The following is a 25,058-nucleotide window of genomic DNA, read 5'->3' on the forward strand; positions in this document are numbered from 1 at the left end:
GGCACTGGTCAAATTAAATCGATTAGATTATATCGGCTGCGTTGCCCGAACGATGCCGACAACGACGATGCCGAACAACATGGACGCACCATGACCAGTCAGATCATCCCCGTCGATCCCTTCGACTTCATCATCTTCGGCGGCACCGGCGACCTGTCGGAACGCAAGCTTCTGCCGTCGCTCTATCACCGGCAGCGCGACCACCAGTTTTCCGAGCCGACGCGGATCATCGGCACCTCGCGCTCGAAGATGAGCGATGACGAATTCCGCGCCTTCGCCCGCAAGGCGATCGAGGACCATGTCGCGGCGGAATATATCGACCCCGCCGAGGTCGACGAATTCCTCGGCCGCATTTCCTATGTGGCGGCCGATGCGGTGAGCGGCGACGGTTTCGAGGACCTGAAGGCGGCGATCGGCGACAGCACCTGCATCCGCGCCTTCTATCTGGCGGTGGCGCCGGCCCTGTTCGGCGACATTTCGCGCAATCTGGAAGCCCACGGGCTGATCACCCCCGCCTCGCGCATCGTGCTGGAGAAGCCGCTCGGCCGCGACCTCGCCTCGGCCCGCGAGCTGAACGACCTGATCGGCAGGAACTTCCGCGAAAGCCAGATCTTCCGCATCGACCACTATCTCGGCAAGGAGACGGTGCAGAACCTGATGGCGCTGCGCTTCGCCAACGCGCTCTACGAGCCGCTGTGGAACTCCGCCCATGTCGACCATGTCCAGATCACCGTGGCCGAGACGGTGGGGCTGGAAGACCGCGTCACCTATTACGACAAGGCCGGCGCGCTGCGCGACATGGTGCAGAACCATTTGCTCCAGCTCCTGTGCCTCGTCGCCATGGAAGCGCCGTCCTCCATGGATGCCGATGCGGTGCGCGACGAGAAGCTGAAGGTCCTGCGCGCGCTGAAGCGCATCAACGGCAACGAGGCGCCCAAGCACACGGTGCGCGGCCAGTACCGCGCCGGCGCCTCGGCCGGCGGTCCGGTCAAGGGCTATGTCGAGGAACTGGGCAAGGACAGCGGCACGGAGACCTTCGTCGCCATCCGCGCCGAGATCGAGAACTGGCGCTGGGCGAACGTGCCCTTCTACCTGCGAACCGGCAAGCGGCTGGCCACCCGCGTCTCGGAGATCGTCATCGAGTTCAAGCCGATCCCGCATTCGATCTTCGGCGACGGGGCGGGGCCGATCTTCGCCAACCAGCTCGTCATCCGCCTGCAGCCCGACGAGGGGGTGAAGCAGTTCATCATGATCAAGGACCCCGGCCCCGGCGGCATGCGCCTGCGCCAGATTCCGCTCGACATGAGCTTCGCCCAGTCCTTCAAGGGCCGCGCGCCGGACGCCTATGAGCGGCTGATCATGGATGTGGTGCGCGGCAACCAGACCCTGTTCATGCGCCGCGACGAGGTCGAGGCGGCGTGGAGCTGGATCGACCCGATCCAGCAGGCCTGGGAAAACGCCCGGCAGGAAGTGCAGGGCTATACGGCCGGCACCTGGGGCCCGTCCGCCTCCATCGCGCTGATCGAGCGCGACGGACGCACCTGGCACGAAAGCACCTGAGCATGGCGGCGAACGGCTATAGCTGGACCGAGTTCCCGACCCGCGAGGCGCTGGCCGAGGCGCTGGCCGGCCAGGTGGCGGACAGGCTCGCCGACGCCATCGAAAGGCGCGGCGCCGGCCTGCTCGCCGTTTCGGGCGGCACCACACCGGGCCGCTTCTTCGAGGCGCTTTCGTCGCGCCCGATCGCGTGGGACAAGGTGACGGTGACGCTGGTTGACGAGCGCTTCGTGCCGCCCTCCTCGCCCCGCTCCAACGCCGCGCTGGTGGCTGAAAAACTGTTGCGCGACAAGGCCTCGGCCGCCCGCTTCGCGCCGCTCTACCATGCCGCCGACAGCGCCGCCGAGGCAGCCTCGCAGGCCGAGGCGGACCTCTCGGCCCTGCCTTGGCCGCTCGACGCCGCCGTGCTCGGCATGGGCACCGACGGCCACACCGCATCGTTCTTTCCCGATGCCGACACACTCGCCACCTTGCTCGATCCGGCCGGCGGGCGCACTATCCTGCCCGTCGACGCACCGAGCGCCGGCGAGCCGCGCGTCACCTTGTCGATGACACGCCTCATCGAGGCCGGCTTCCTCGCCCTGCACATCGAGGGGGCGGAAAAACGCGCCGTATTCGAGACGGCGATGGGGAGCGGGGACAAGAAGCCGATCCGGGCGGTGATCGAGGCCTCGCCGCGCCCGGTCAAGGTGTTCTGGGCAGCGTGATGCAGGGCCGCCAGACAGGTTTACCGCACCCAAAAAACCATTTCGCCAGGATCGTGCCATGACAGCCAGAAGCGACATCCAAGCCATCACGGAGCGCATCAGGGAACGCTCGCGCCCCGGCCGCGAGGCCTATCTCGCTCGCATCACCGACGCCGCCGGAAAATCCGCGAACCGCGCGGTGCTGGGCTGCGGCAACCTCGCCCACGGCTTTGCCGTGTGCAGCCCGCAGGAGAAGATCGCCCTGTCCGGCGACACGGTGCCGAACCTCGGCATCGTCACCGCCTATAACGACATGCTTTCGGCGCACCAGCCGTTCGAGACCTTCCCTGCCCTCATCAAGCAGGCGGCGCGCGAGGCCGGCGGCATCGCGCAGGTGGCCGGCGGCGTGCCGGCCATGTGCGACGGCGTCACGCAAGGCATGCCCGGCATGGAGCTGTCGCTGTTCTCGCGCGACGTCATCGCCATGGCTGCCGCCGTCGGCCTGTCGCACAACATGTTCGACGCCGCCGTCTTCCTCGGCGTCTGCGACAAGATCGTGCCGGGCCTTGTGATCGCGGCGCTGACTTTCGGCCATCTGCCGGCTGTGTTCGTTCCGGCGGGCCCGATGACCAGCGGCCTGCCCAATGACGAGAAGGCGCGCGTGCGCCAGCTCTATGCCGAGGGCAAGTGCGGCCGCACCGAGCTGCTGGAGGCCGAATCGAAGTCCTATCACGGCCCCGGCACCTGCACCTTCTACGGCACCGCCAATTCCAACCAGATGCTGATGGAGATCATGGGCCTGCACACGCCGGGCGCCTCCTTCGTCAATCCCGGCACACCGCTGCGCGACGCGCTGACCAGGGAGGCCGCCAGGCGGGCGCTGGCCATCACGCGGCTCGGCAACGCCTATACGCCGGTCGGGCGCATGATCGACGAGCGCGCCATCGTCAACGGCGTGGTCGGCCTGCACGCCACGGGCGGCTCCACCAACCACACCATCCATCTCATCGCCATGGCGGCGGCGGCCGGCGTCAGGCTGACCTGGCAGGACATTTCCGACCTGTCGGAAGCGGTGCCGCTGCTGGCACGCGTCTATCCGAACGGGCTCGCCGACGTGAACCATTTCGCGGCGGCGGGCGGCATGGGCTTCCTGATCCGCGAGCTGCTCGACGCCGGCCTGCTGCACGAGGACGTGCAGACCGTGTGGGGCGAGGGCCTGCGCGGCTATGCGGTGGAAGCCAGGCTCGGGCCTGACGGTTCCGTGGTGCGCGAGGCCGCCCCGGCGACGAGCGGCGACGAGAAGGTGCTGGCGCCGTTCCAGAAAGCATTCCAGCCGACCGGAGGCCTCAAGGTGCTGGCCGGCAATATCGGCCATGCCATCATCAAGATCTCGGCGGTCAAGCCGGAGCGGCATGTGATCGAGGCGCCGGCGCGCGTCTTCCACAGCCAGCAGGGCCTCAACGACGCCTTCAAGGCAGGTGAGCTGACCGGCGATTTCGTCGCCGTCGTCCGCTTCCAGGGGCCGAAGGCCAACGGCATGCCGGAGCTGCACAAGCTGACCACCGTGCTCGGCATATTGCAGGATCGCGGCCAGCGCGTCGCCCTGGTCACGGACGGACGCATGTCCGGCGCTTCCGGCAAGGTGCCGGCGGCCATCCACGTGACCCCCGAAGCCCTGGAAAGCGGCGTGATCGGCAAGATCAGGGACGGCGACATGGTGCGGCTCGACGCCACCGCGGGCATGCTGGAACTGCTGGTGCCGGCCGCCGAACTGGTGCTGCGGCCACAGGCCGGCGCCGATCTGTCCGAGAACGAATTCGGCTTCGGGCGCGAGCTGTTCGCCGGCTTCCGGCATCTGGCCGGCCGCGCCGACCAGGGCGCCAGCGCCTTCGGCAACGCGGCCTGACCGAACGCAGGTCCGATCAGAATTCCGGTCGGGCCAGTCCGGCAACGAGATAGGCGGAAGCGACCGTATTGGCCATCAGCATGGCGATGGTCATCGGCCCGACGCCGCCCGGCACGGGCGTGATCGCGCCCGCCACTTCCGCCGCCCCGGCATAGGCGACGTCGCCGACCAGCCGCGTCTTGCCCTCGCCCCTCTCAGGTGCTGCAATGCGGTTGATGCCGACATCGATGACGGTGGCGCCGGGCTTCACCCAGTCGCCCTTCACCATTTCCGGCCGGCCGACCGCCGCCACCAGAATATCGGCGGTGCGGGCGAGCGCGGCCAGGTCCCTGGTGCGCGAATGGGCGACGGTCACCGTGCAGTTGGCCGCCAGAAGCAGGTTGGCCATAGGCTTGCCGACAATGTTGGAGCGGCCGATGACCACGGCGTTGAGGCCGGACAGATCCTTGCCGCGCACGCGCTCGATCAGCAGCATGGAGCCGGCCGGCGTGCAGGGCACGAAGGCGGTTTCCGCCTCGCCGGTGCCAAGCTTGCCGACATTGACGAAGGTGAAGCCGTCGACATCCTTCTCCGGCGCGATGGTCTGGATGACCTTGCCGCTGTCGATGTGGCCCGGAAGCGGAAGCTGCACCAATATGCCGTGAATGGCGGGATCGGCGTTCAGCTCGCCGATCAGCTTCAGCAAATCCGCCTCGCCGGTGTCGGCGGCCAGCGTGTGCTGCACCGAATGGAAGCCGCATTCCTTGGCCGTGCGCGACTTCGAGGCCACATAGACCTGGCTGGCCGGGTCCTCGCCCACGATCACCACGGCAAGCCCAGGCTTGCCGCCGCCGCCGGCGGCCAGATCGGCGGTCAGTGTTTTCACCCGCTCGACCACCTCCGCCGCTCGCTTCTTCCCGTCGATCACTTCACTCATGCTGATCTCCATTGCGCTGCCGGACGGCATATGACTTGAAAAATGGGGCGGGCACCTACGTCAATGCGTCGCAAGATGCCCTAAACCCGAACTGGAGGGGTCATGCCCGGTCAGAAAAGGCCGCGGGAGCGCCGTCGGGCCAGATCCTGCGTGGCGGCGCGTAACTGGCGCAGGCTGGCGCGGATCTCCTCCACCGAAGGAGGACGGCCGAGCGCAAGGTCCCCGCCGGCCTCGGCGAGGGACGGATCGGGCGAATCTTCGTGAAACTCATGCCGCGTTTCGCGAATGCTCGCGGGCACCGCGGCATCGGTGGCGGGCGGGGCAGCTTCCGGCTTGCGCCGCCGCGCCAGCAGCAGGCCGGCGACAAGGCCGAGCACCAGCCCGGCCAGGGGCAGGAAAGCGGCAGCCGCGCCAAAGGCGTTCCACAGGAGCAGGGCGACGGCGATGCCGATCAACGCCCCCAGCAGGGTCATGCGCAGGATCATCGGCCGCGAGGCCGCGAGCCCGGGTTTTGCGGGCGTGCCGAACCTTGCAGGCGGGGAGGACGGTTCGTCCGGTCGCGCCGATCCGACTTCGGCGGACGGTTGGGGAGGCGCTTCGGCAACCGCATCCGCGCTGTCTTCCGGCTGCTCGAGCCGATGATCCGCATCCGCGACAGCCGGCTCGTCCGGCGGGACAAAGATGTCCGGCCCGGCGGTCTCCAGCGGCGGCACGACGGGCGCTCCGGTCTCCGACGGTGCTGGTCCTACCGGCTGCGCGATGTCCTGTTCTATCTGTGGTGCGACATAAGGCTCAACCGGACGGGTTTCGGCTTGCTGCTCCGCCAGCCACCCAGCTTCCCGCTGCTGCCGGGCACGCCGGTGGCGCTCGGCCGCCGTGCGGCGCCAGTCCGTCGCCGCCTCGTCCGCCATGGACAGCAGCGAGCCTTCGGGGCGGGCGTCATCCTCGCCGCGCATGGCGCGGGCCAGCGCCGCGAGGGCGCGCTCGCGTCTCCAGTCCTCGGGGCTCTGTCCGTCACTCATCGCGCGCTTGCCGGTTCACCGCCGGCTCAAGGGCCGGCCAAAGGTTAAGACAGGCTAAAGGAATGCGGCAAACAAAAGGTTAATTTTCGTCACGGCGCTCAGCGTCATCCCGCCTGTCCACAGTTTGCCGGCATCCCGCGCGTTGCGGCCGGGACCCTGACCCTGCCCGAAAAGTCGCAACCTTGCGGCATCCGGCGCTAAAACCGCGACGGGGTCGAAAAAGCGCGTTGACAGGACAGGCCGGCCCGCTTACATGAGCGCCACCAGCCCAGATGGCGGAATTGGTAGACGCGCACGGTTCAGGTCCGTGTGCCGCGAGGCGTGGAGGTTCGAGTCCTCTTCTGGGCACCATCAACCGTACAGGTTGTTCCCGTACATCATCCGAAAATCGCAGACAGACTTCCCCGCAAGGGGAAATCCGCACGTCCGGCGGGCCGGATGCTGCATATCGCGATAATACCAGTTTAATACACGAACAGAATTTTGCATAAAGGAAGCCATCTTCCTAAGGTGGCTTCCATGGGCGATCAGGCAACACTCGACTTTCTTGCGCAATCGCTTGCCTCCGGCAGCGGCGAGCCGCTCTACCGGCAGCTCGAGGAGGCACTGAAGCTGGCCATCGCCAGGGCAAAGCTCAGGCATGGCGCCGTCATCCCCAGCGAGCGGACGCTGTGCCAGGCGCTCGGCATGTCGCGCGTCACCGTGCGCAAGGCCATCGACGGGCTGGTCCATGACGGGCTGCTCGACCGCCGCCAGGGCGCCAAGACGGTGGTGGCCTCGCGGGTGGAGAAATCGCTGGCCACCATGACCAGCTTTTCCGAGGACATGCGCTCGCGCGGGCTGGAGCCCGGCTGCGTGTGGATTTCGCGCGAAACCTGCCGCCCTTCGCCGGCCGAAATGATGGCGCTCGGCATTTCGGCCGGCGACCGCATCGTGCGGCTGCAGCGTCTGCGCACGGCCGACGATACGCCCATCGCCATCGAGACGGCCGCCCTGCCCGCCCGCTTCGTGCCCGACCCCGACGCCATCCAGTCCTCGCTCTACGACTATCTCGACGCCAATGGCGCCCGCCCGGTGCGCGCCGTGCAGCGCATGCAGGCCAAGCCCGCCACCGAGGAGGAGCGGCAACTGCTCGGCACGCCCGACAACACCAGCCTGCTGGTGATGGAACGGCGCTGCTTCCTCGCCGACGGCCGTATCGTCGAGTTCACCCAGACCAAGTACCGGGGCGACGTCTACGACTTCGTCATCGAGCTGGTCAGATAATACCAGTTAAAGTCCTGTTGCTTTCTGGTCTTGTGCTGGTACTGTGATCCGGCCACAGGAGAAGCCGCGCGTGCCGTTTGACCTTCACTCCCTGAGAAACGGACTGGTGGTGTCGTGCCAGCCGGTCAAGGGCGGCCCCATGGACCGGGCCGACATCGTGGTCGGCTTCGCGCTTGCGGCGCTCGACGGGGGTGCTGCCGGCCTGCGTATCGAATCGGCGGATTATGTGCGCGCGGTGCGCGCCGCCACCGCCCGCCCGATCATTGGCCTCGTCAAGCGCGACCTCGACGATAGCCCGGTGCGCATCACGCCATGGCTGGAGGATGTCGACGCATTGGCCGGCGCCGGCGCCGACATCATCGCCTATGACGCGACCGACAGGGTGCGGCCGACAACCACCCGCGCGCTGGTCGAGCGCATCCACCACCATGGCCGCATCGCCATGGCCGACTGCTCGGTGCTGGCCGATGCCGGGCGCGCATTGGCGGAAGGCGCGGAAATCGTCGGCTCGACGCTGGCCGGCTATACCGGGCCGGTCGAGCCGACCACGCCCGATCTGGAACTGGTCGCCGCCATGGCCCGGCTCACGCCCCATGTGGTGGCCGAAGGCAATATCCGCACGCCCGAGCTGGCGGCAGCGGCCCTGCGGGCCGGCGCCTTTTCCGTGGTGGTCGGCTCGGCCATCACCCGGCCCGAGCACGCCACCTCCTGGTTCCGCGACGCGGTCGACCGGGCCGCCGCCGAACGGGCGGCTGACGCCATGGCCGGCCCCGCCCTCGCGCTCGACATCGGCGGCACCAAGATGCTGGCGGCGCTGGTCGAGGGCGAGCGCGTCCTCGACACGCACCGGATGCCGACGCCGACCGGCGGCACGCCGGGCGACTGGCTGGCGGCGCTGTTCGCCGGCATCGCGGCATGGCGCGGGCGTTATGGCAGCGTCGGCGTCGCCGTCACCGGCATCGTCGACGACGGGCTATGGTCGGCGCTCAACGCCAGGACCCTGAACATTCCCGAGCGCTTTGCGCTGGTCGAAACCGTGGCGGGCCTTGCCGGCGCGCCCGTACTGGCGGCCAACGACGCGCAGGCCGCCGCCTGGGGCGAATACCGCTTCGGCGCGGGCCGCGGCGCCGACATGGTGTTCCTGACAATCTCGACCGGCATCGGCGGCGGCATCGTCGCGAACGCCCGCCTGCTCGGCGGCATGGCCGGCAATTTCGGGCAGTTCGTCGGCGACGACGCGCAAGGCCCGCTGGAAGACCGCGTCTCGGGCAAGTGGATCGCCGCCGAGGCCGGCCGGCATCAGCCGGGCGCGACCGCGCGCGAGGTCTTCGCTGCCGCGGCCGGCGGTCAGGACTGGGCGAACGCCATCCTCGACATATCGGCCGGCCGGGTGGCGCAACTGGCCCGCAACATCCAGCTCGCGCTCGACCCGGCCCGCATCGTCCTCGGCGGCGGCATCGGGCTGGCGCCATCCTATCTCGACCGCGTGCGGCAGGCGCTCGCGGAACTTCCGGCCCGGCTCAGGCCCGACATCCATGCCGCCGCGCTCGGCGAACATGCCGGCATCGTCGGCATCGCCGATCTGGCAGGACACAATCCGACAGGAGGAGAACGGACATGACATTCTCGCAGATCAGAAAAGCCGGGCTGCTGGCCACCGCAATCGCCGCCCTCATGGCAAGCCCGGCGCTGGCCAAGGTCACCGTGCTCGGCTGGCCGGGCGGCCCGGAGGAAACGGCCCTGCGCGCCGCCGCCGACGCCTACAACGCCAAGGCCGACGTGGCCGAGAACGACAAGGTGGAGCTGCTGTTCTTCAACCGCGACGGCTTCTGGGACAAGCTGCAGGCCGATCTCGCCGCCGGCTCCACCGCCTTCGACGTGAACCTGCTCGCCACCTATTCGATCGGCCGCTACGCCCCGTTCATGGAACCGGTCGAGCTGTCCGGCGAGGCCGAGAGCGTGTATGGCGAGGCCGTGCTCAAGACCATGCAGTTCGAGGGCAAGCAATATGGCGTGCCGACCGACCTGTCGCTGCATTTCATGTATTACCGCAAGGACCTGATCGACGCACTGTTGAACGACGACGCGGCCAAGGCCCGCTATGGCGAGATCTCGGAAAAGCTGCTCGGCAAGAAGCTCGAGCCGAAGGACCCGGACGCCTGGGACTGGGACGACTATGCCGCGACCGCGCTCTATTTCACCCAGAGCGTGAATCCGGACAGCCCGACCCGCTACGGCACCGTCTTGCAGATCAAGAACCTTCTGTTCAACATCATGGTGTGGCAGTCGCTGCCGCGCGCCTATGGCGGCGACTGGATGGACGCCGAGGGCAAGGTCACGGTCAATTCCGACGCCTACCGCAAGGGCCTCGAGACCTACAAGCTGCTCTATGACAACGGCGCCACGCCGCGCGACTCGCTGTCCTACGAGTTCCCGGAAGCCAATGCCGCCTATGCCTCCGGGCAGGTGGCGGCGATGCTGCAATGGAACGCGGCCGCCAGCGACCTGACCAGCACCGAAAAGTCGCCGGCCGTGGCCGAGGTGACGGAAACTGTCGCCCCGCCGAGCGGCCCCGAAGGCCGCTTCACGCATATCCACGGCCTCGGCTTCGGCCTCAACAAGAACGCCGCCAACAAGGAAGGCGGGATGAAGTTCCTGCAATGGCTGTCGTCGAAAGAGGCTGCGCTCACCTATGCCCGCAACAACGGCGCGCCGGCGCTGACACCGGAAGTGGTCAAGGAGGTGTCTGAGGAGCGGCCCGACCTCGTCCAGCTCGGCGAGTTCGCCGGCAAGTACGGCTATGTCATGACCGGCGGCACCTCGGCCAAGGCGCTTTCGGTCTACGAGCTTCAGGCGAAGGAGTTCACCGGCTACTGGTCCGGCCAGCAGTCGCTCGACGATGCGCTGGCCAATACCGAAAAGGGCATGGCCGAGCTTTTGAAGTAAGGGCGCGGGAACGCCGATGACCACGACCAGCCCCAGCGTGCGGACCTCGGAGTTCAGGCTTCTGGCGACGCCGCTGGTGCTGTTCCTCTTGGTGTTCCTCGGCTTCCCGGCCATCGTCAATCTGGTCTACTCGGTCTCGCAGGTGTCGTTCGAGACCCTGCGCAGCCCGCAATTGTCCGGCTTCTCGAACTTCGCCGCGGTGTGGAACGACGCCGCCTTCTGGCGGTCGGTCTGGTTCTCGCTGCGCTTCGGGGTGCTCACCGCGCTGCTCGAATGCGGGCTCGGCCTGTTCCTCGCCATCTTCCTGTCGCCGCTGATCGTGAAGCGGAGCTGGCTGCTGGCGATCCTGATGCTGCCGCTGATGGTGGCGCCGGCGCTGGTCGGGCTGATGTACCGGCTGGTGCTACACGAATTCGTCGGCCCGGTGCCCTATTATCTGTGGACCTGGTTCGGGGCGGGCGTCTCCTTCCTCGGCCCCGGCTCGGCCTTCTGGACGCTGGTCACGGTCGAGACGCTGCAATGGACGCCCTTCGCGCTGCTCCTGTTCTACATGGCCTATCAGGCCATTCCGGCCGACATCGGCGAGGCGGCGGCCATCGACGGGGCCGGGCCGCTCCGGCGGCTGTGGCGCATCGAACTGCCGCTGATGGCGCCGACCATCGTGGCGGCGCTGCTGATCCGCTTCATCGACGGCTTCCGCGTCTTCGACAATGTCTATGTGCTGACCGGCAGCGGCCCCGGCGGCGCGACCGCCTCGCTGTCGATCTACATCTACGAAGCCTTCTTCAAGCAGGGCGCGATCGGCAAGGCGGTGGCGGCCTCGGTGCTGCTGTTCGCCGCCTCCTTCGCCGTGCTCTACGGCCTCAATGCGCTTGCCACGCGCCGCAAGGGAGCCGCCGCATGATCACCGCGCTGCGCTGGCTGGTCTTCGCCGTCGCCGCGCTGGCGATGAACTTCCCGATCCTGGTGACGCTCGCCACCTCGTTCAAGAGCGCGCGCGAACTCACCACCAATCCGGGCCTGTGGGTGCAGGCGCCGACGCTGGCGAACTATATGGCCGTGTTCCAGGTGACGGACCGGCTCAACATCGCGCTCTACCTGTTCAACAGCATGGTCGCGGCGCTGACCGGCACCGTGCTGGCCGTGGTGCTGGCCCTGCCCGCCGCCTATGCCATCGCGCGCGGCCGGGTGGGCGAGCGCACGCTGCTGCCGCTGATCGTCAACCTGCGCGCCGTGCCGCTCATCATCTTCGCCATTCCGCTCTACATGATGTTCCAGTGGCTGGCCCTGCTCGACACGCGGCTGGGGCTCGGCCTCATCCTCACCATCGTCAACCTGCCGCTGGCGCTGATCATCCTCGTCAACGCCATTCGCGAGCTGCCGGCCGAACTGGACGAGGCGGCACAGATCGACGGCGCGGGACGCACCCGCACGCTTGTGCGCATCATCGCCCCGGTGTGCCGGCCGGCCATCGTCACCAGCCTGATCTTCGGCTTCATCACCGCCTGGAACGAGTTCCTGTTCGGGCTGATGCTGACCACCTCCAAGGCGGTGCCGATCACGGTCGGCGCCTCGTTCTTCTTCGCGGCCAGCGGCGGCGGCGTGCAGTGGGGCGTGGCCTCGGCGGTGATGATCGTCGGCGCGCTGCCGCCGGTGCTGCTCGGCCTCGTCATGTACCGCCAGATCAGCGGCTCGATGACCGCCGGCGCGGTGAAGGGCTGACCGGCCCGGCCGGGGTTCAGAGCCTGCGGCCGTCCTCGTCGAACAGGAAGGCGCGCGCCGGATCGATGCCGAAGCGGGCCTCGTCGCCGGCGGCGAAGCTGCGCGCATCGCGGCTTTCGACGGTGAGGCTCTCGCCATTACCGAGCTGGGCATGGGCGTAGGAGACGCCGCCCAGCCGCTCCATCAGCGTCACCAGGCCGGCGAGTGCGGCCGCGGCACCTTCCGCCGGCACGAAATGCTCCGGCCGGAGGCCGAGGCTGACCTTTGCGCCCGGCTTCGGCAGTTCGCCCCGCGTCGCCACGGCGAGCCCCGAAAGACCGGCTTCCGGTGCCGAGACGACCGCCTTGCCGCCCTCCACCGCATCGACCGTCGCGGGAATGAAATTCATGCGCGGCGAGCCGATGAAGCCGGCGACGAAGCTGTTGTCGGGGTTCTCGTAGAGGTCGAGCGGCGCGCCGACCTGCTCGATGCGCCCGGCGCGCAGCACGACGATGCGGCTGGCCAGCGTCATCGCCTCGACCTGATCGTGGGTGACGTAGATCATGGTCGTGCCGAGCTGCTGGTGCAGGCGCGCGATCTCGATGCGCATCTGCACGCGCAGCTCCGCGTCTAGATTCGACAGCGGCTCGTCGAACAGAAACACGCCGGGCTGGCGCACGATGGCGCGGCCGATGGCGACGCGCTGGCGCTGGCCGCCGGAAAGCTCGCGCGGCTTGCGCTTCAGATAGGGCTCCAGATGCAGGATCTTCGCCGCCTCGGCCACCTTGCGCTCGATCTCCGCCTTCGGCCGCTTCGCCATTTCCAGTGGAAAGCCCATATTGGCCGCCACCGTCATGTGCGGATAGAGCGCATAGGTCTGGAACACCATGGCGATGCCGCGCCTGGCCGGGTCCTCGCCGGTGACGTCGCGTCCGCCGATCTCGATGCGGCCTTCCGAGGTGCTCTCCAGCCCGGCGATCATGCGCAACAGAGTGGACTTGCCGCAGCCCGACGGGCCGACGAAGACGACGAACTCGCCATCGGTCACGTCGAGATCGACGCCACGGATCACTTCCGTCTCGCCGAAGCGCTTCTTCACCGATTTGAGCGACAGGCCGGCCATATGTTTCTCCTATGCTATTTCACAGCGCCTTCGGTCAGGCCGGCGACGAACCAGCGCCCGACGAGGGCGAAAAGGACAACGACGGGGATGATGGCGGCGGTGGCGCCGGCCAGCAGCAGGCCCCAGTCGATCTGGTACTGGCCGATGATGCCGGCGAAGCCGACCGGGATGGTGCGCCGCGCATCCGAGACGATCAGCACCGAGGCGAACAGATATTCGGTCCAGGACGAGATGAAGGCGAAGATCGCCACGCTGGCGATGCCGGGCGCGATCAGCGGCATGAGGATGCGCACCAGGATGGTGAGCGGCGGCGCGCCGTCGACCACGGCCGCCTCCTCGATCTCGCGCGGCACGGTGGCGAGGAAGGAGCGCATCATCCAGATCGAGAAGGGCAGCGCCAGCGCCACATTGACGATGACCAGCGCCGCGCGGTTGTCGATCAGGCCGACGCGGGCGAACAGGCCGTAGAGCGGGATGAGCACGACGACGCCCGGAAAGGCATAGGCCAGCAGGATCACCCGGTAGAGCGCGGCGCGGCCCGGGAACTCCATGCGGAAGAAGGCATAGGCGGCCGGCAGGGCGAGAAGCACGGTGAAGGCGGTGGAGAAAAGCGCCACCGCCAGGCTGTTGACGAGATAGACCGGGAAGTCGGACGCCTGCAGCAGCTTCTCGAAATGCTGGAGGGTGAAGGAGTGCGGCACCATGGTGGGCTGGCGCTGGATGATCTCGCGCGGCAGCTTGATCGAGCCGGTGGCCACCCACCAGAACGGCAGGCCGATGATCAGCGCGATGAAGGCAAGGCTGCCATAGAGCGCCGCTGCCTGCCGCCGGCTCCGCCTCATCGGGCCGGCTCCGTCGCGGTCATGACGCGGGTGGTGAGGAAGGCGAAGCCCATCAACAGGATGCTGGTCAGCACCGAGACGGTGGCCGCCTCGCTCAGCCTGTAGCCCTTGAAGGCGGTCTCGTAGATCAGCACCGGCAAGGTGGTGCTGGCGCCGGCCGGCCCGCCGGCGGTGAGCAGCCAGATGATGTCGAACACGTTGAAGGAGAGCAGCGTGCCGACCACGCCCAGCACCAGCAGCGTCGGCTGCAGCAGCGGCCAGGTGATGCGCCGGAAGCGCTGCCACGCGCCGGCGCCGTCGATGCGCGCCGCCTCGTAGAGGTCGCCGGGGATGCGGGTGAGGCCGGCCAGCATCATCAGCGCCGTGAAGGGAAACCAGCGCCAGGAATTGATGAGGATCAGCGTGGTCATGGCGCTCTCGCGGGTGGCGAAGAAGCCGACCGGCCGCTCGATCACGCCGGCCTGGATGAGCAGCGGGTTGATCATGCCGCCCGAGGTGGAGAGCAGCCAGCGCCAGATGATGACCACCACCACCGTCGGCACGATCCAGGTCAGGATGATCCACACGCGGGCGACGCGCACGCCGGGGAAACGCTGGTTGAGGACCAGCGCCGTCACCAGCGCCAGCGCGGTCTGCACCGCGGCGTTGCCCAGCACCCACACCACGCTGCGGCCGAGCGCGCGCCAGAAGCCGGCGTCGCCCAGCACCGCCGCATAGTTGGCGAGGCCGACGAAACGCCCCTGCGAGCCGATCACCCCGACATTCTGGAAGCTGAGCAGCAGCGCCTGCACCAGCGGCCAGCCCAGCACGGCGAGCAGGAACAGCATGGCGGGCGAGACGAAGAGGAACGCAAGCGTGGTGTTCTTCATCGTCCGCGCCGTCCGCCGCACACTTCCAGATCGCCATGCGTCCTATCGGACGCATGGCAGCGACCTGTCCTTCTGTTTGAGCATCGGATTTTCCGAAAACCGGATTCCACTTTTCGGTCCGATGCTCTAGCGGGCGATGTCGCTCATCTTCGCCTGACCGGCCTTGACCGCATCGGCCGGGCTCTGGCCGTCGACGACGATTTGCTGCAGGGTTTCGGCGATGACGTTCTGCGCCGAGATGGCGCCGATCGAGGGGAACACCTTGCCGGTGGTGAAGCCGAACAGCTTGCCGCCATGCGAATTGGCGATCATCGTCTCGACCTGCGCCTTGTACTTGGTCACGACCGGATCGTTCCAGAACGAGTCGGCCTTGGCGCCGTCGCCGGTCACCGGCAGGAACAGGCCCGGTTCCATGTTGAGGAAGCGGCCGTAGTTTTCCGGCTCCAGCAGCCAGGCGATGAAGGTTCCGGCCGCCTTCTGGCGGGCCTCGTCCTTGGTGGTGACCATCAGCGCGTTGGGATAGGAGATGGTGCCGGATCCGCCCTGGCTCTCGGCATGCGGGACGGCCGCGACGCCGAGGTCGGCGGCATCGCCTTCGGCCTGCGTGTCATAGGTGTTGATGACGCTGAATTGCAGGATCATGCCGCAGGTGTCGGAGGCGAAGCAGGCTTCCGCCTCGCCCCAGGTCCATGACCCGTTGTCGGCGGGCGAGAGCTTGGCCAGCTTGCTGTAGAAATCATAGGCCTCGACGGTCGCCGGCTTGTCGAAATCGACGCTGCCGTCGTCCTTGTAGATGTCGGCTGCGCCGGCATTGACCATGAAGGTGTAGACGGTCTGGTCGGTGTAGAGCTGCTTGTTGGCCGGCAGGCCGATGCCGTAGCGCCCGTCCACGGACAGTTTCTCGGCCGCCGCCTGCCATTCGCTCCAGGTCTTCGGCACCTCGATGCCGGCCTCCTTGAAGACGCTGTTGCGATACCACAGCGACAGCGCCATGTTGTAGGCCGGCACCGCCCAGACATGGTCGTCATACTGGTAGGGCTTCAGCGCCGCCTCGATGAAGCCGTGCTTGCCGTCCAGCTCCTTGACCAGATCGTCCACCGGGACGACCGCGTCGATGCCCTTGATGACGGTGGTGAAGTCGGGGATGGTGAACAGGATGTCCGGCCCCGTGCCCGCCGCGAAGGCCGCCGGCGCCTTGGCATAGACCTCGCCCCAGCTCTGCGGTTCCTGGCTGACCTGGATGTCGGGATGGGCCTTGTTGAACTCGTCCAGCAGCTCCTGCACGCGCTGCACGCGATGCGGCGGCTGCTCCATGTGCCAGAGCGTGAGCTTGACGGTCTCGGCCTGCGCCGTGCCGGCCAGAAGCAGGGCGGCGAAGCCGGCAAGAAGGGAAAGTCCAGTTGGCTTCATGACAATTCTCCCATTGACCCGGCCGTGGCCGGCTTGCTCAAAGATGCGGGTTGCGGGGCCGGTAGCGGGCCACCAGCCCTTCATTGACCTCCGCCGCGCCCGGCATGTTGGCGCTGAGATAGATGGGAGCGGCGGCGCCCGAGGATTGCAGGCGCACCGCGGCCTCGGCAAACACCGCGTTCATCAGCGCCGCGCCGATCGAGGTCGAGATCGGCCCGACGCGCAGTTGCGAGCCCGGCACGCTCATGATGGCGTCGCCGGGCGGCGCGCCATTGTCGAGCACGATGTCGGCAACGTCGGCGACCCGGGTGCGGCCGCGCGCCGCCTGCCGGGAATAGTCCTGCGAGGTGATGGCGATGACGGTGGCGCCCTTGGCCTTGCCGGCCTCGGCCGCCTCGACGGTGGCGGCGTTGACGCCGCTGTTGGAGACGATGATGAGGACATCGCTGGGGCCGATCGGATAGCGGCGCAGCACCGGCGCCACCATGCCCGGCATGCGCTCGAACGCGGTGCTGGCCACCGCGCCCTCATGCACCATCAGCGGCGTCGACAGGATCGGCACGGTCAGCGCCAGCCCGCCGGCGCGGTAATGCGCCTCCTCGGCCATGGTGTGGCTGTGGCCGGTGCCGAAGATGTAGACTAGCCCGTCGGCGCGCGCCGTGCGCTCCACCGCATCGGCGGCGGCGGCGATCGCATCTCCGTTCAGCTCCATCAGCCTGGCGGTGCGCTCGGCAAGCTCGGTCAGATAGGCGGCGGCGGTGGGCGTCTTGGTCATGCCTGGTTCCTGGCCTTGTTCCGGAAAGTCACGGTGAGCTGCATAGCCGCGCCGCATCCATGGCGGCCGGCCCGTGCATATTCGGGCGGGCGGAGCAGGATGGCAAGCGGCGGTTCGGCATGCTGCATCATCGGCCGGTATGCTCCAGGTATGTAAGTGGTATGTACCACTTTGCCCGGCGCTGTAAAGTGCGGCGGCTTCCTTATCCCAGCACTTTGTCGCGATGGGCGCGGTAGGCGGCGAAAGCGCGGTCCCATTGCGGCGCGGCCGCCGCGTCCGGCTCATGCCGGCGCTGAATGGCGCGGGTGGAGACCGAAGCCTCCTCCACGCTGGCGAAGCGGCCAACCGAAGTGGCCGCCAGCAGGGCGGCGCCGCGAGCGCCGAACTCGGTGCCGGCCGGCACCAGCACGGTGACGCCCAGCGCATCGGCGATCATCTGGCTCCACATCGGGCTGCGGGCGCCGCCGCCGGTCAGCAGGATCTCGCCTCCCGTTCCTCCCAGTTCCCGGAACAGGTCGCGCAGCGCCAGCACGACGCCCTCATAGACGGCGCGCAGCATATGCGCGCGGCCGTGCCGGGGCGTCAGCCCGTGGAAGCCGGCGCGGGCCGCGCGGTCGACCACCGGCGCGATGATGCCGCTTTCGCTGAGATAGGGCAGGTAGACCACGCCTTCGCTGCCCACCGGCACCGGCGCGATCATCGCCTCCATGCGGGCATAGAGGTCGGGCGCACCGGCAAGGTCGGGCAGCAGCGTCGCCACCGCCCAGTCGAGATTGAGCGTGCCGGCGACATTGACCATGGCGCGATACCAGCCGCTGCCTGGCAGGGTGAAGAGCAGGCCGAGATCGGGCGGCGTGAACACCGGCCGGTCATGCACCACGCCGACCATGCAGGTGGTGCCGAGCACGGCCAGCGCCATGCCGGGCTGCAAGGCGCCGGCTCCGGTCACCGTCGCCGGCACGTCGCCCGCGCCTATGGCAACGGGTGTGCCGGCCGCCAGCCCGGTCGCTGCGGCGGATTCCGGGGTTATGTCCCCGCCGACCGTTTCGGAGTCGCGCACCGCCGGCAGTTTCGGCGCCAGATCGGAGACGCCGAACAGGTCCAGCATTTCGGCGCTGCGGTCGCGCCGGGCGGCGCTTCCGGGGGCCACGGCAGCCTCGGTGCGGTCGGCCGCGACGCGGCCGGTCAGTTTCAGGCGCAGGAAATCCTTGTAGCTGAAGGCATGGGCGGCGCGCGCCAACACGTCCGGCTCGTATTCCTTCATCCACATCAGCAGCGGCAGGGTGCAGCCCTGCTGCAGCACGCAGCCGTTCGACAGGAAGACGCGCCGGTAGAGATCCGGGATTTCCGCCGCACGCCGGTCGAGGAGGTCCTGCGCGCGGCTGTCCTCCCAGATGATGCCGGGGCGCAGCGCCCGGCCCTCGGCATCGACCAGCCACAGGCCGACCATGGCCGCCGACAGGCCGACCACTGCAATATCCCTGCCGGTCACGCCGGCATCCTGCAATGCGGCGCGGATCGCCGCCACCGCCGCCTGCCAGGCCGCATCCGGATCGATCTCCGACCAGCCCGGCTGCGGCCGCAGCAGGCGGATGCGATGGCCGCCGGCGCCAAGCTGGCGGCCGGCGGCGTCGAACACCGCCGCCTTGGTCACCGAGGAGCCGGCATCGATGCCGAGGAACAGGTCGCTCATGACGGTTTTCTCCCGACCGCGGCCTGCCCGCCGGACCGTTCGCGATGAGATATGGAAGTCACGCCTGTCGCCCGCGTTTCAAGGGACTTTTGAAAAGCATTCGGGAAATAAAGCATTTCGAGGCGAAGGGGAACGCAGCCCGGCAAGGCGGGGTCAGCGCCGTTCGGGCGTGCGGCCCGCCACCAGCTGCAAGGCTTCCACCAACTCGACCATCCACAAGCGCATCAGGACGAGGATGGCGACGAGCCTGTAGCGCAGGGGATGGCGGCGGTCGCGCAGGAACGCCCACGCGCCGCGCAGCGGCGGCACCAGCGTGCGCACCAGCCACATCAGCCGCCGCGACGCCGATCCGGCCCTGAGCTGGCCGCCCTTGATGCGGCGCGCCTTGGTGGCGATCTCCTGCCATGTGGTGCGGGCGGGATGGTCGACGCGCATATCGGCTGCGTAGATCAGCGCATGGCCGGCGGCGACCGCCCGGCGGCACAGATCCGCGTCGCCCCCAGAGAAGCGCTTGCTGTCGAAGCCGCCGAGCTTCCTGAACACCGGCATCGGCACGGCGAGATTGGCCGTGGCGGCATAGCCGCGCCCCACATAACGCTGCTGTGGGATGCCCTTGACGACATCATAGATCTCGGCCGCGCCCGGCCGGGCCGATTGCGCCACGACCATGACCGCCCCGGCGATCAGCGCATCGCCGTTCGTATCGGCGGCGGCCCGGTCCAGCCCTGCGAGCCAGCCCGGGGCCGGCAGGCAATCGCCGTCGGTGAACACCAGCCAGTCGCCTTTCGCCTGCGATGCGCCGAGATTGCGCGCGGCATAGGAGCCGGGCGTGTCGCAGCGCAGGATGCGCGCATTGGCCGGCAGATGGTCGGGCGGCGCGAATTCCGGCGAGCCGTTATCGACGAGGATCACCTCGAAGCGCGCCGCCGGCAGGGTCTGCCGCTCCAGGCGCTCAAGCAGCGCCGGCACCAGATGCCATTGCATGTAGACCGGCACGATGACGGAGAACAAGGCGCCCGCATCGTCCGGCATGGCTTGGGCGGTCGGGCCTGGCTGCGCTGGGCGTGTCATCGGCTGTCATGCTCCGTTTCGAGCCCGTCTTCATGTCCGCCCGGCGCGGCGCTGCCGGCAAGGTCTTCTATGCGCCGGGACAGGTCCGCATAGATGGCCGAGGCACTGTAGCGGGCAAGGAACTGGTCCCGTATGCGGGAGCGGTCGATGCCGACGCGACCGGTATCGGCGTCTTGGGCCAGCACCTCCCCGATCGCCGCCGCCATGGCCTCGCCGTCGCCGGCGGCCACCGTGCGGCCGGCGCCGAGGCGGGCCAGAAGTTCGGCCGCCTCGCCCTGAAGCGTCGATATCTGGAAGGCGCCATAGGCCATGTATTCGAAGATCTTGTTGGGCAGGCCCTGCGGCGCGCCCTGCCTGTAGGGCATCAGGCCGATGGCGCTCGCATCGAGAAGCAGGGCGATCTCGCCGGCCGAGAGCCAGCCGGGCGCCACCACGTTCGACAGGATATCGATGCGCTTGAGCAGGCGCTCCCGTTCATGGCCGTCGCCGGCCAGCACGAACAGGGCATCGCTGCGGCCTTCGAGCCGCGCCGCCGCCTCGACCACCGTGTCGAGATCGTAGGTCGCGCCCCAGTTGCCGACGAAGCTGACCAGCGGCCGTGCCGGATCGGCCCCCAACTGCCGCAGCAGGTTCGCGCGGTCGCCGTCGGGCACCGGGGCAGGCTGGTAGCCGAGGGGAACGACCGCATCGAGCGCGCTGCCGGCGCGGCCGCCTTTGGCCAGCCCCCACTCCAGATAGCGCGGCGAGATGCCGATGATCGCCGTGGCATGGCGGCAGGCATAGGCGGCCTGGCGCTCGAAGCCAGCCAGGGCGAACCGGGTCAGCGGTCGCACCGCGGGCGGCAGGAAGTCGCTGAAGAAATCCGGCCACAGGTCGCGGATGGACAGAAGCGAGGGCAGGTTCCATTGCCGGGCCAGACGCATGGCGGCCTCGGCCGCCTCCGTGGTCGGCAGGTCGGCGACGATGATGTCGGGACGCTCGGTGGCCCGCTCCGCAGCGGCGCGGAAGGCACGGGCGAAGACGCGGTTGTGCCACACCCTGAACGGGCTGATGTTGTGGCGGTAGCCCGGCGCATGCAGGACCTCGATGCGGTAATTGTCCGCGATCCGGTGGGTTTCGCTGCGGCGCGTGCGCTGGCGCTTGGCGTAATGGTCGAAGCTGGAGGTGAACCACACCACCTCGTGGCCCCGCCCGGCCAGCGCATTGCACAGCATGGCGCAGCGCATCAGCCGGCGGTCGCCGTCATCGGTGGGCAGCGGCTCCATGTCGCGAACCACCCAGATGCGCAGGGCCCGGGGCGCAGAGCCGCCGCCGGCGCCGGGCATGTGCCGTTCCGCCGCCTCCTCTTCCCGCTCACCCCCCGCCAGGGGATGCGATCGCGGCTCTGTCATGTCAGGGCTTTTCCGCTCGCGGCAAGCTCATGGGGTCCGTATGCTGACGATTCATCGCGGCATGGGTAACGGCTGGCGGGGCCGGACGCAACCGCCATGGCCGGCATGGCGATCCATCAGATTCCCGGGGATGCCGCTTCCTGCGACTGGAGCCGTGCCGCCTTGCGCGTGGCACGGACGAAGGCGGCAAGGAACATGCAGCTCATCAACAGCACGATGGTGGGCGCCGGCGCGCTGTCGATGAAGAAGGCGGCGTAGACGCCGAGGAACGACGCCGCCACCGCCACGACGAGCGATACCAGCATCATGCCGGCGAAGGTGCGCGCCAGCAGGAAGGCGATGGCGCCGGGCGCGATCAGCATGGCGATGGCCAGGATGATGCCGACCGCCTGCAGGGCACCGACAATGGTCAGCGAGATCAGCGCCAGCAGGCCGTAGTGCAGCAGGCCGACCCTGAGGCCCACAGCCTGAGCCTGCGCCGGATCGAAGGCATGCAGCAGGAAATCCCGCCACTTCAGCGCGATGATGCCGGCGGTGACGGCTGCGATGACCGCCGACATGGCGATGTCGTTCCACGACACGCCCAGCATGTCGCCGAACAAGATGTGGTCGAGATGCACGTCCGACTGGATCTTGACGTAGAGAACCAGTCCCAGCCCGAACATGCCGGAAAAGACGATGCCCATCACCGTATCCTGCTTGATGCGGCTGTTGTCCTTGAGGAAGCCGGTGGCGACGGCGCAGAACATGCCGGCCACGAAGGCACCGATGGCATAGGGAAAGCCGACGATATAGGCGATCACCACGCCCGGGAACACGGCGTGACTGATGGCGTCGCCCATCAGCGACCAGCCCTTCAGCACGAGGAAGCAGGACAGGAGCGCCATGGGAATCGCCACCAGCACCGAGATGATCAGGGCGTTGACCATGAAGTCGAACTGGAAGGGCGAGGCGAGCGTTTCGAGGAAGCTCATGGCGCGGCCTCCTGCATTGCCTCTGCCGCGCGGCGGCGGGCGGCCAGCATGCCGTGCTTGGGGGCGAAGACGAAGGCGGCGAGGAACACCGCCGTCTGCAACACCACGATGATGCCGCCGGTGGCGCCGTCGAGGAAATAGCTGGCATAGGCGCCGGTGAAGCTGGTCACCGCGCCGATGGCCACGGCCAGCGCCAGAAGACGCGGGAAGCGGTCGGTGAGCAGATAGGCGGTGGCGCCGGGCGTCACCACCATGCAGATGACCAGAAAGGCGCCCACCGTCTGCAAGGCCGCGACGGTCGAGGCCGACAACAGGGTGAAGAACACGATCTTGAGCAGTGTCGGGTTGAGGCCGATGGTGCGGGCGTGGCTCTCGTCGAAGAAGGTGACCATCAGGTCCTTCCATTTCGCCAGCAGGACCGCCAGCGACACGAAGCCGATGATGGCGAGCTGGAGCGTGTCTTGCGGCGTGATGGCGAGGATGTTGCCGAGCACGATGGTCTGGATGGACACGGACGTCGGCGAGATCGACACCATGAACAGGCCGAGCCCGAAGAAGGAGGAGAAGATCAGGCCGATGATGGCGTCTTCCTTCAGCCGGGTGCGCTGGTTGAGGAACAGCATGGCGGCGGCGGCGAGACCGCCCGAGAAGAAGGCCCCGATCGAGAACGGCAGGCCGAGCATGTAGGCGCCGGCCACGCCCGGAACGATGGAGTGCGAGAGCGCGTCGCCGATCAGCGACCAGCCCTTGAGCATGAGATAGCAGGACAGGAAGGCGCAGACGCCGCCGACCAGCGCCGACACCCACATGGCGTTGACCATGTAATGGTAGGAAAAGGGCTCGAGCAGCAGGCTCATTTGCGCCCCCCGCTGAGCTTGTGCTCCATGGCGTCCTTCTCGCCGTAGAAGACCAGCGGCCGCTCGTCGTCGGTGATGACCGAGAGCCGGCGGCGGTCGTCGTCCTCGTGCAGGCCGGCCCCGCCGAGCACGAAATGGCGCAGCACGCCGCCGAAGGCGCGCTCCAGATTACCTTGAGTGAACACGTCCTGCGTCAGGCCATAGGCCAGGACCGTGCCCTTGATGAGCACGGTGCGGTCGCAGAATTCCGGCACCGAGCCCAGATTGTGGGTGGAGACCAGCATCACCCTGCCCTCGTCGCGCAACTCGCGCAAAAGGGCGATGATCTGCTCCTCGGTCTTGACATCGACGCCGGTGAACGGCTCGTCGAGCAGGATGACGCGGCTGTCCTGCGCCAGCGCGCGGGCAAGGAAGACGCGCTTCTTCTGGCCGCCGGAAAGCTCGCCGATCTGGCGCTTGCGGAAATCGCCCATGTTGACGCGGGCAAGGGCGGCGGCCACCGCCTCATGATCGGCGCGGCGCGGAATGCGCATCATGCCCATATGGCCGTAGCGGCCCATCATCACCACGTCCTCGACCAGCACGGGGAAATTCCAGTCGACCTCCTCGGCCTGCGGCACATAGGCGACGAGGTTGCGGCGCAGTGCCTGCTTCACCGGCATGCCGAGCACCGAAATCTCGCCCCTGGCCAGCCGTACAAAGCCCATGATCGCCTTGAACAGAGTCGATTTGCCGGAGCCGTTGACGCCGACGAGGGCGGCGATGGTGCCGGTGGGGATCTCGAAACCGGCATCGCGCAAGGCGGTGTGGCCGTTGCGGTAGGTGACGGTCGCGCCCCTGACCGCGATGCCCGATCCGGCGTCACCCGGCCCCGCATCTTCCGAAGCGGGGCGGCCAGGGGTCTTCACATGGCCGGGGTTTTTCACATGGCCGGGGTTTTTCACATGGGTTGTCACGGTGTCATTTCCCTTGGGATCAATCCGCCTGCGCCAGGCCCTTGGCGATGGTGTCGGACGTCACCCGCAACAGGTCGATATAGGTCGGCACGGGACCGTCCGCCTCGGTCAGCGAGTCCACATAGAGCACACCGCCATATCGGGCGCCTGTCTCGCGGGCGACCTGCTTGGCCGGCTTGTCGGAAATGGTGCTTTCGGAGAACACCACGGTGATGCCGTTCTCCCGCACCGCGTCGATGACCTTGCGCACCTGCTGCGGCGTGCCCTGCTGGTCGGCGTTGATCGGCCACAGGTAAAGCTCCTTCAGGCCGAAGTCGCGGGCGAGATAGGAGAAGGCGCCCTCGCTCGACACCAGCCAGCGCTTGTCCTGCGGCACCGCGTCGAGCTCGGCCTTGATCGGCGCGATCGCGGCGGTGATCTTCGCCTTGTAGGCTTCCGCATTGGCCTTGTAGGCCTCGGCGTTCTCCGGGTCGTATTTCACGAAGGCATCGCGGATGTTGTCGACATAGATGAGCGCCGAGGTCGGAGACATCCAGGCATGCGGATTGGGCTTGCCCGTGTAAGGCCCTTCGGAAATGCCCATCGGCTCGATGCCCTCCGACACCACCACGCCGGGCACATCCTTCAGGTTCCGGAAGAATTTCTCGAACCACAGTTCGAGGTTCAGCCCGTTCCACAGGATGAGCTGGGCGCCCTGCGCGCGCTGGATGTCGCCCGGCGTCGGCTGGTAGTTGTGGATCTCGGCGCCCGGCTTGGTGATCGATTCCACGATGGCCGCATCGCCGGCGACATTCTGCGCCATGTCGGCAATGACGGTGAAGGTGGTGACGGCCTTGAACTTCTCGGCCGCCTGGGCCGGCAGGGCCACAATAAGGGCGGCAAGGGCGCCGCTCACCATGGACGTGAGAACCGCGCGCCTCGGCAGGTCGAACATATGGGCTTCCTTCTTGCGACTGTGTCTTGTTTGCAATCTTAGCGCGCACCGTCGGGCCATGGTCGCGTTTCATCTGCGACAGGTTTCCGGCAGGTGGCCTTCGCACTTAATATGCTTTTAAGAATGAATTGCAATAGTGACAGCGAAAATTTCCTGATGAGGC

At 67.9% G+C, this 25,058-nt stretch carries 22 protein-coding genes and 1 tRNA gene; 9 read left to right on the forward strand and 14 right to left on the reverse strand.

Translation table 11 applies throughout. From position 1 onward, the window contains the following. Window positions 1-90: 90 nt before the first annotated feature. From zwf to edd, 3 genes are read left to right on the forward strand one after another with little or no spacing between them, the layout of a single operon-like run. The gene (zwf, locus tag ABID37_RS05260; RefSeq protein ID WP_354193085.1) at window positions 91-1,560 is read left to right on the forward strand and encodes a glucose-6-phosphate dehydrogenase; all 1,470 of its coding nucleotides are present in this window, start codon (window positions 91-93) and stop codon (window positions 1,558-1,560) included. 2 nt (window positions 1,561-1,562) lie between these two features. Beyond that, window positions 1,563-2,264 carry a 6-phosphogluconolactonase gene (gene pgl, locus ABID37_RS05265; protein ID WP_354193087.1) on the forward strand — a complete coding sequence of 234 codons (702 nt, stop codon included), beginning with the start codon at window positions 1,563-1,565 and terminating at the stop codon, window positions 2,262-2,264. A gap of 58 nt (window positions 2,265-2,322) precedes the next feature. Further along, window positions 2,323-4,149, forward strand: a complete 1,827-nt coding sequence (gene edd / locus ABID37_RS05270; RefSeq protein WP_354193089.1) for a phosphogluconate dehydratase — start codon at window positions 2,323-2,325, stop codon at window positions 4,147-4,149. A gap of 16 nt (window positions 4,150-4,165) precedes the next feature. On the opposite strand, the gene ABID37_RS05275 is transcribed toward edd, so the two are convergent. Together ABID37_RS05275 and ABID37_RS05280 are read right to left on the reverse strand one after the other, a co-directional pair. Then, window positions 4,166-5,065, reverse strand: coding sequence for a bifunctional methylenetetrahydrofolate dehydrogenase/methenyltetrahydrofolate cyclohydrolase (locus ABID37_RS05275; RefSeq protein WP_354193091.1), 900 nt, complete (start codon window positions 5,063-5,065; stop codon window positions 4,166-4,168). A 110-nt stretch (window positions 5,066-5,175) separates the two neighbouring features. Beyond that, entirely contained in the window at window positions 5,176-6,087 is a 912-nt protein-coding gene (locus tag ABID37_RS05280) for a hypothetical protein (RefSeq protein ID WP_354193092.1), read from the reverse strand. A gap of 266 nt (window positions 6,088-6,353) precedes the next feature. Here ABID37_RS05280 and ABID37_RS05285 point away from each other — a divergent pair. From ABID37_RS05285 to ABID37_RS05310, 6 genes are all read left to right on the forward strand, one after another. Continuing rightward, window positions 6,354-6,438 (forward strand) — tRNA-Leu (locus ABID37_RS05285). A gap of 168 nt (window positions 6,439-6,606) precedes the next feature. Next, window positions 6,607-7,353, forward strand: a complete 747-nt coding sequence (locus tag ABID37_RS05290) for a GntR family transcriptional regulator (protein WP_354193093.1) — start codon at window positions 6,607-6,609, stop codon at window positions 7,351-7,353. Between the two features lie 70 nt (window positions 7,354-7,423). Next, on the forward strand, window positions 7,424-8,974 hold the full coding sequence (locus tag ABID37_RS05295) for a putative N-acetylmannosamine-6-phosphate 2-epimerase (protein WP_354193094.1): 1,551 nt from the start codon (window positions 7,424-7,426) through the stop codon (window positions 8,972-8,974). Continuing rightward, window positions 8,971-10,299 carry an ABC transporter substrate-binding protein gene (locus ABID37_RS05300; protein ID WP_354193095.1) on the forward strand — a complete coding sequence of 443 codons (1,329 nt, stop codon included), beginning with the start codon at window positions 8,971-8,973 and terminating at the stop codon, window positions 10,297-10,299. Before ABID37_RS05295 ends, ABID37_RS05300 begins: the two co-directional genes overlap by 4 nt. Before the next feature lie 16 nt (window positions 10,300-10,315). Beyond that, window positions 10,316-11,203, forward strand: a complete 888-nt coding sequence (locus ABID37_RS05305; protein WP_354193096.1) for a carbohydrate ABC transporter permease — start codon at window positions 10,316-10,318, stop codon at window positions 11,201-11,203. Next, window positions 11,200-12,021: a carbohydrate ABC transporter permease gene (locus tag ABID37_RS05310; RefSeq protein WP_354193097.1), complete on the forward strand. Its 822-nt coding sequence runs from the start codon at window positions 11,200-11,202 to the stop codon at window positions 12,019-12,021. Before ABID37_RS05305 ends, ABID37_RS05310 begins: the two co-directional genes overlap by 4 nt. A 16-nt stretch (window positions 12,022-12,037) precedes the next feature. On the opposite strand, the gene ABID37_RS05315 is transcribed toward ABID37_RS05310, so the two are convergent. The 12 genes from ABID37_RS05315 to ABID37_RS05370 all read right to left on the reverse strand — a co-directional run bounded on the left by ABID37_RS05315 (window position 12,038) and on the right by ABID37_RS05370 (window position 24,895). After that, window positions 12,038-13,123: an ABC transporter ATP-binding protein gene (locus ABID37_RS05315; RefSeq protein WP_354193098.1), complete on the reverse strand. Its 1,086-nt coding sequence runs from the start codon at window positions 13,121-13,123 to the stop codon at window positions 12,038-12,040. A gap of 14 nt (window positions 13,124-13,137) precedes the next feature. After that, a complete protein-coding gene (locus ABID37_RS05320) occupies window positions 13,138-13,965 on the reverse strand; it encodes a carbohydrate ABC transporter permease (RefSeq protein ID WP_354193100.1) in 828 nt (275 codons plus the stop codon). Beyond that, window positions 13,962-14,834, reverse strand: a complete 873-nt coding sequence (locus ABID37_RS05325) for a carbohydrate ABC transporter permease (protein ID WP_354193102.1) — start codon at window positions 14,832-14,834, stop codon at window positions 13,962-13,964. The genes ABID37_RS05320 and ABID37_RS05325 overlap by 4 nt, the downstream gene beginning before the upstream one ends. Window positions 14,835-14,960: 126 nt before the next feature. After that, window positions 14,961-16,244: an ABC transporter substrate-binding protein gene (locus tag ABID37_RS05330; RefSeq protein WP_354193103.1), complete on the reverse strand. Its 1,284-nt coding sequence runs from the start codon at window positions 16,242-16,244 to the stop codon at window positions 14,961-14,963. Between the two features lie 37 nt (window positions 16,245-16,281). Then, the gene (locus ABID37_RS05335) at window positions 16,282-17,019 is read right to left on the reverse strand and encodes an SIS domain-containing protein (protein ID WP_354193104.1); all 738 of its coding nucleotides are present in this window, start codon (window positions 17,017-17,019) and stop codon (window positions 16,282-16,284) included. Window positions 17,020-17,221: 202 nt separating this feature from the next. After that, the gene (locus ABID37_RS05340; RefSeq protein ID WP_354193105.1) at window positions 17,222-18,712 is read right to left on the reverse strand and encodes an FGGY-family carbohydrate kinase; all 1,491 of its coding nucleotides are present in this window, start codon (window positions 18,710-18,712) and stop codon (window positions 17,222-17,224) included. A gap of 153 nt (window positions 18,713-18,865) precedes the next feature. Further along, entirely contained in the window at window positions 18,866-19,783 is a 918-nt protein-coding gene (locus ABID37_RS05345) for a glycosyltransferase family 2 protein (RefSeq protein WP_354193107.1), read from the reverse strand. Then, complete coding sequence (locus ABID37_RS05350) at window positions 19,780-21,174, reverse strand: glycosyltransferase family 4 protein (RefSeq protein WP_354193109.1); 1,395 nt, start codon at window positions 21,172-21,174, stop codon at window positions 19,780-19,782. Before ABID37_RS05350 ends, ABID37_RS05345 begins: the two co-directional genes overlap by 4 nt. Before the next feature lie 116 nt (window positions 21,175-21,290). Next, entirely contained in the window at window positions 21,291-22,148 is an 858-nt protein-coding gene (locus ABID37_RS05355; protein ID WP_354193110.1) for a metal ABC transporter permease, read from the reverse strand. Continuing rightward, window positions 22,145-23,005, reverse strand: coding sequence for a metal ABC transporter permease (locus ABID37_RS05360; protein WP_354193111.1), 861 nt, complete (start codon window positions 23,003-23,005; stop codon window positions 22,145-22,147). Before ABID37_RS05360 ends, ABID37_RS05355 begins: the two co-directional genes overlap by 4 nt. Further along, on the reverse strand, window positions 23,002-23,913 hold the full coding sequence (locus tag ABID37_RS05365; RefSeq protein WP_354193544.1) for a manganese/iron ABC transporter ATP-binding protein: 912 nt from the start codon (window positions 23,911-23,913) through the stop codon (window positions 23,002-23,004). Before ABID37_RS05365 ends, ABID37_RS05360 begins: the two co-directional genes overlap by 4 nt. Window positions 23,914-23,980: 67 nt before the next feature. Continuing rightward, complete coding sequence (locus ABID37_RS05370; RefSeq protein ID WP_354193112.1) at window positions 23,981-24,895, reverse strand: metal ABC transporter substrate-binding protein; 915 nt, start codon at window positions 24,893-24,895, stop codon at window positions 23,981-23,983. Window positions 24,896-25,058: the final 163 nt, after the last annotated feature.

This window comes from Aquamicrobium terrae, from assembly GCF_040545735.1.
In the GTDB taxonomy this organism is placed as follows: Bacteria; Pseudomonadota; Alphaproteobacteria; order Rhizobiales; family Rhizobiaceae; genus Mesorhizobium; species Mesorhizobium terrae_A.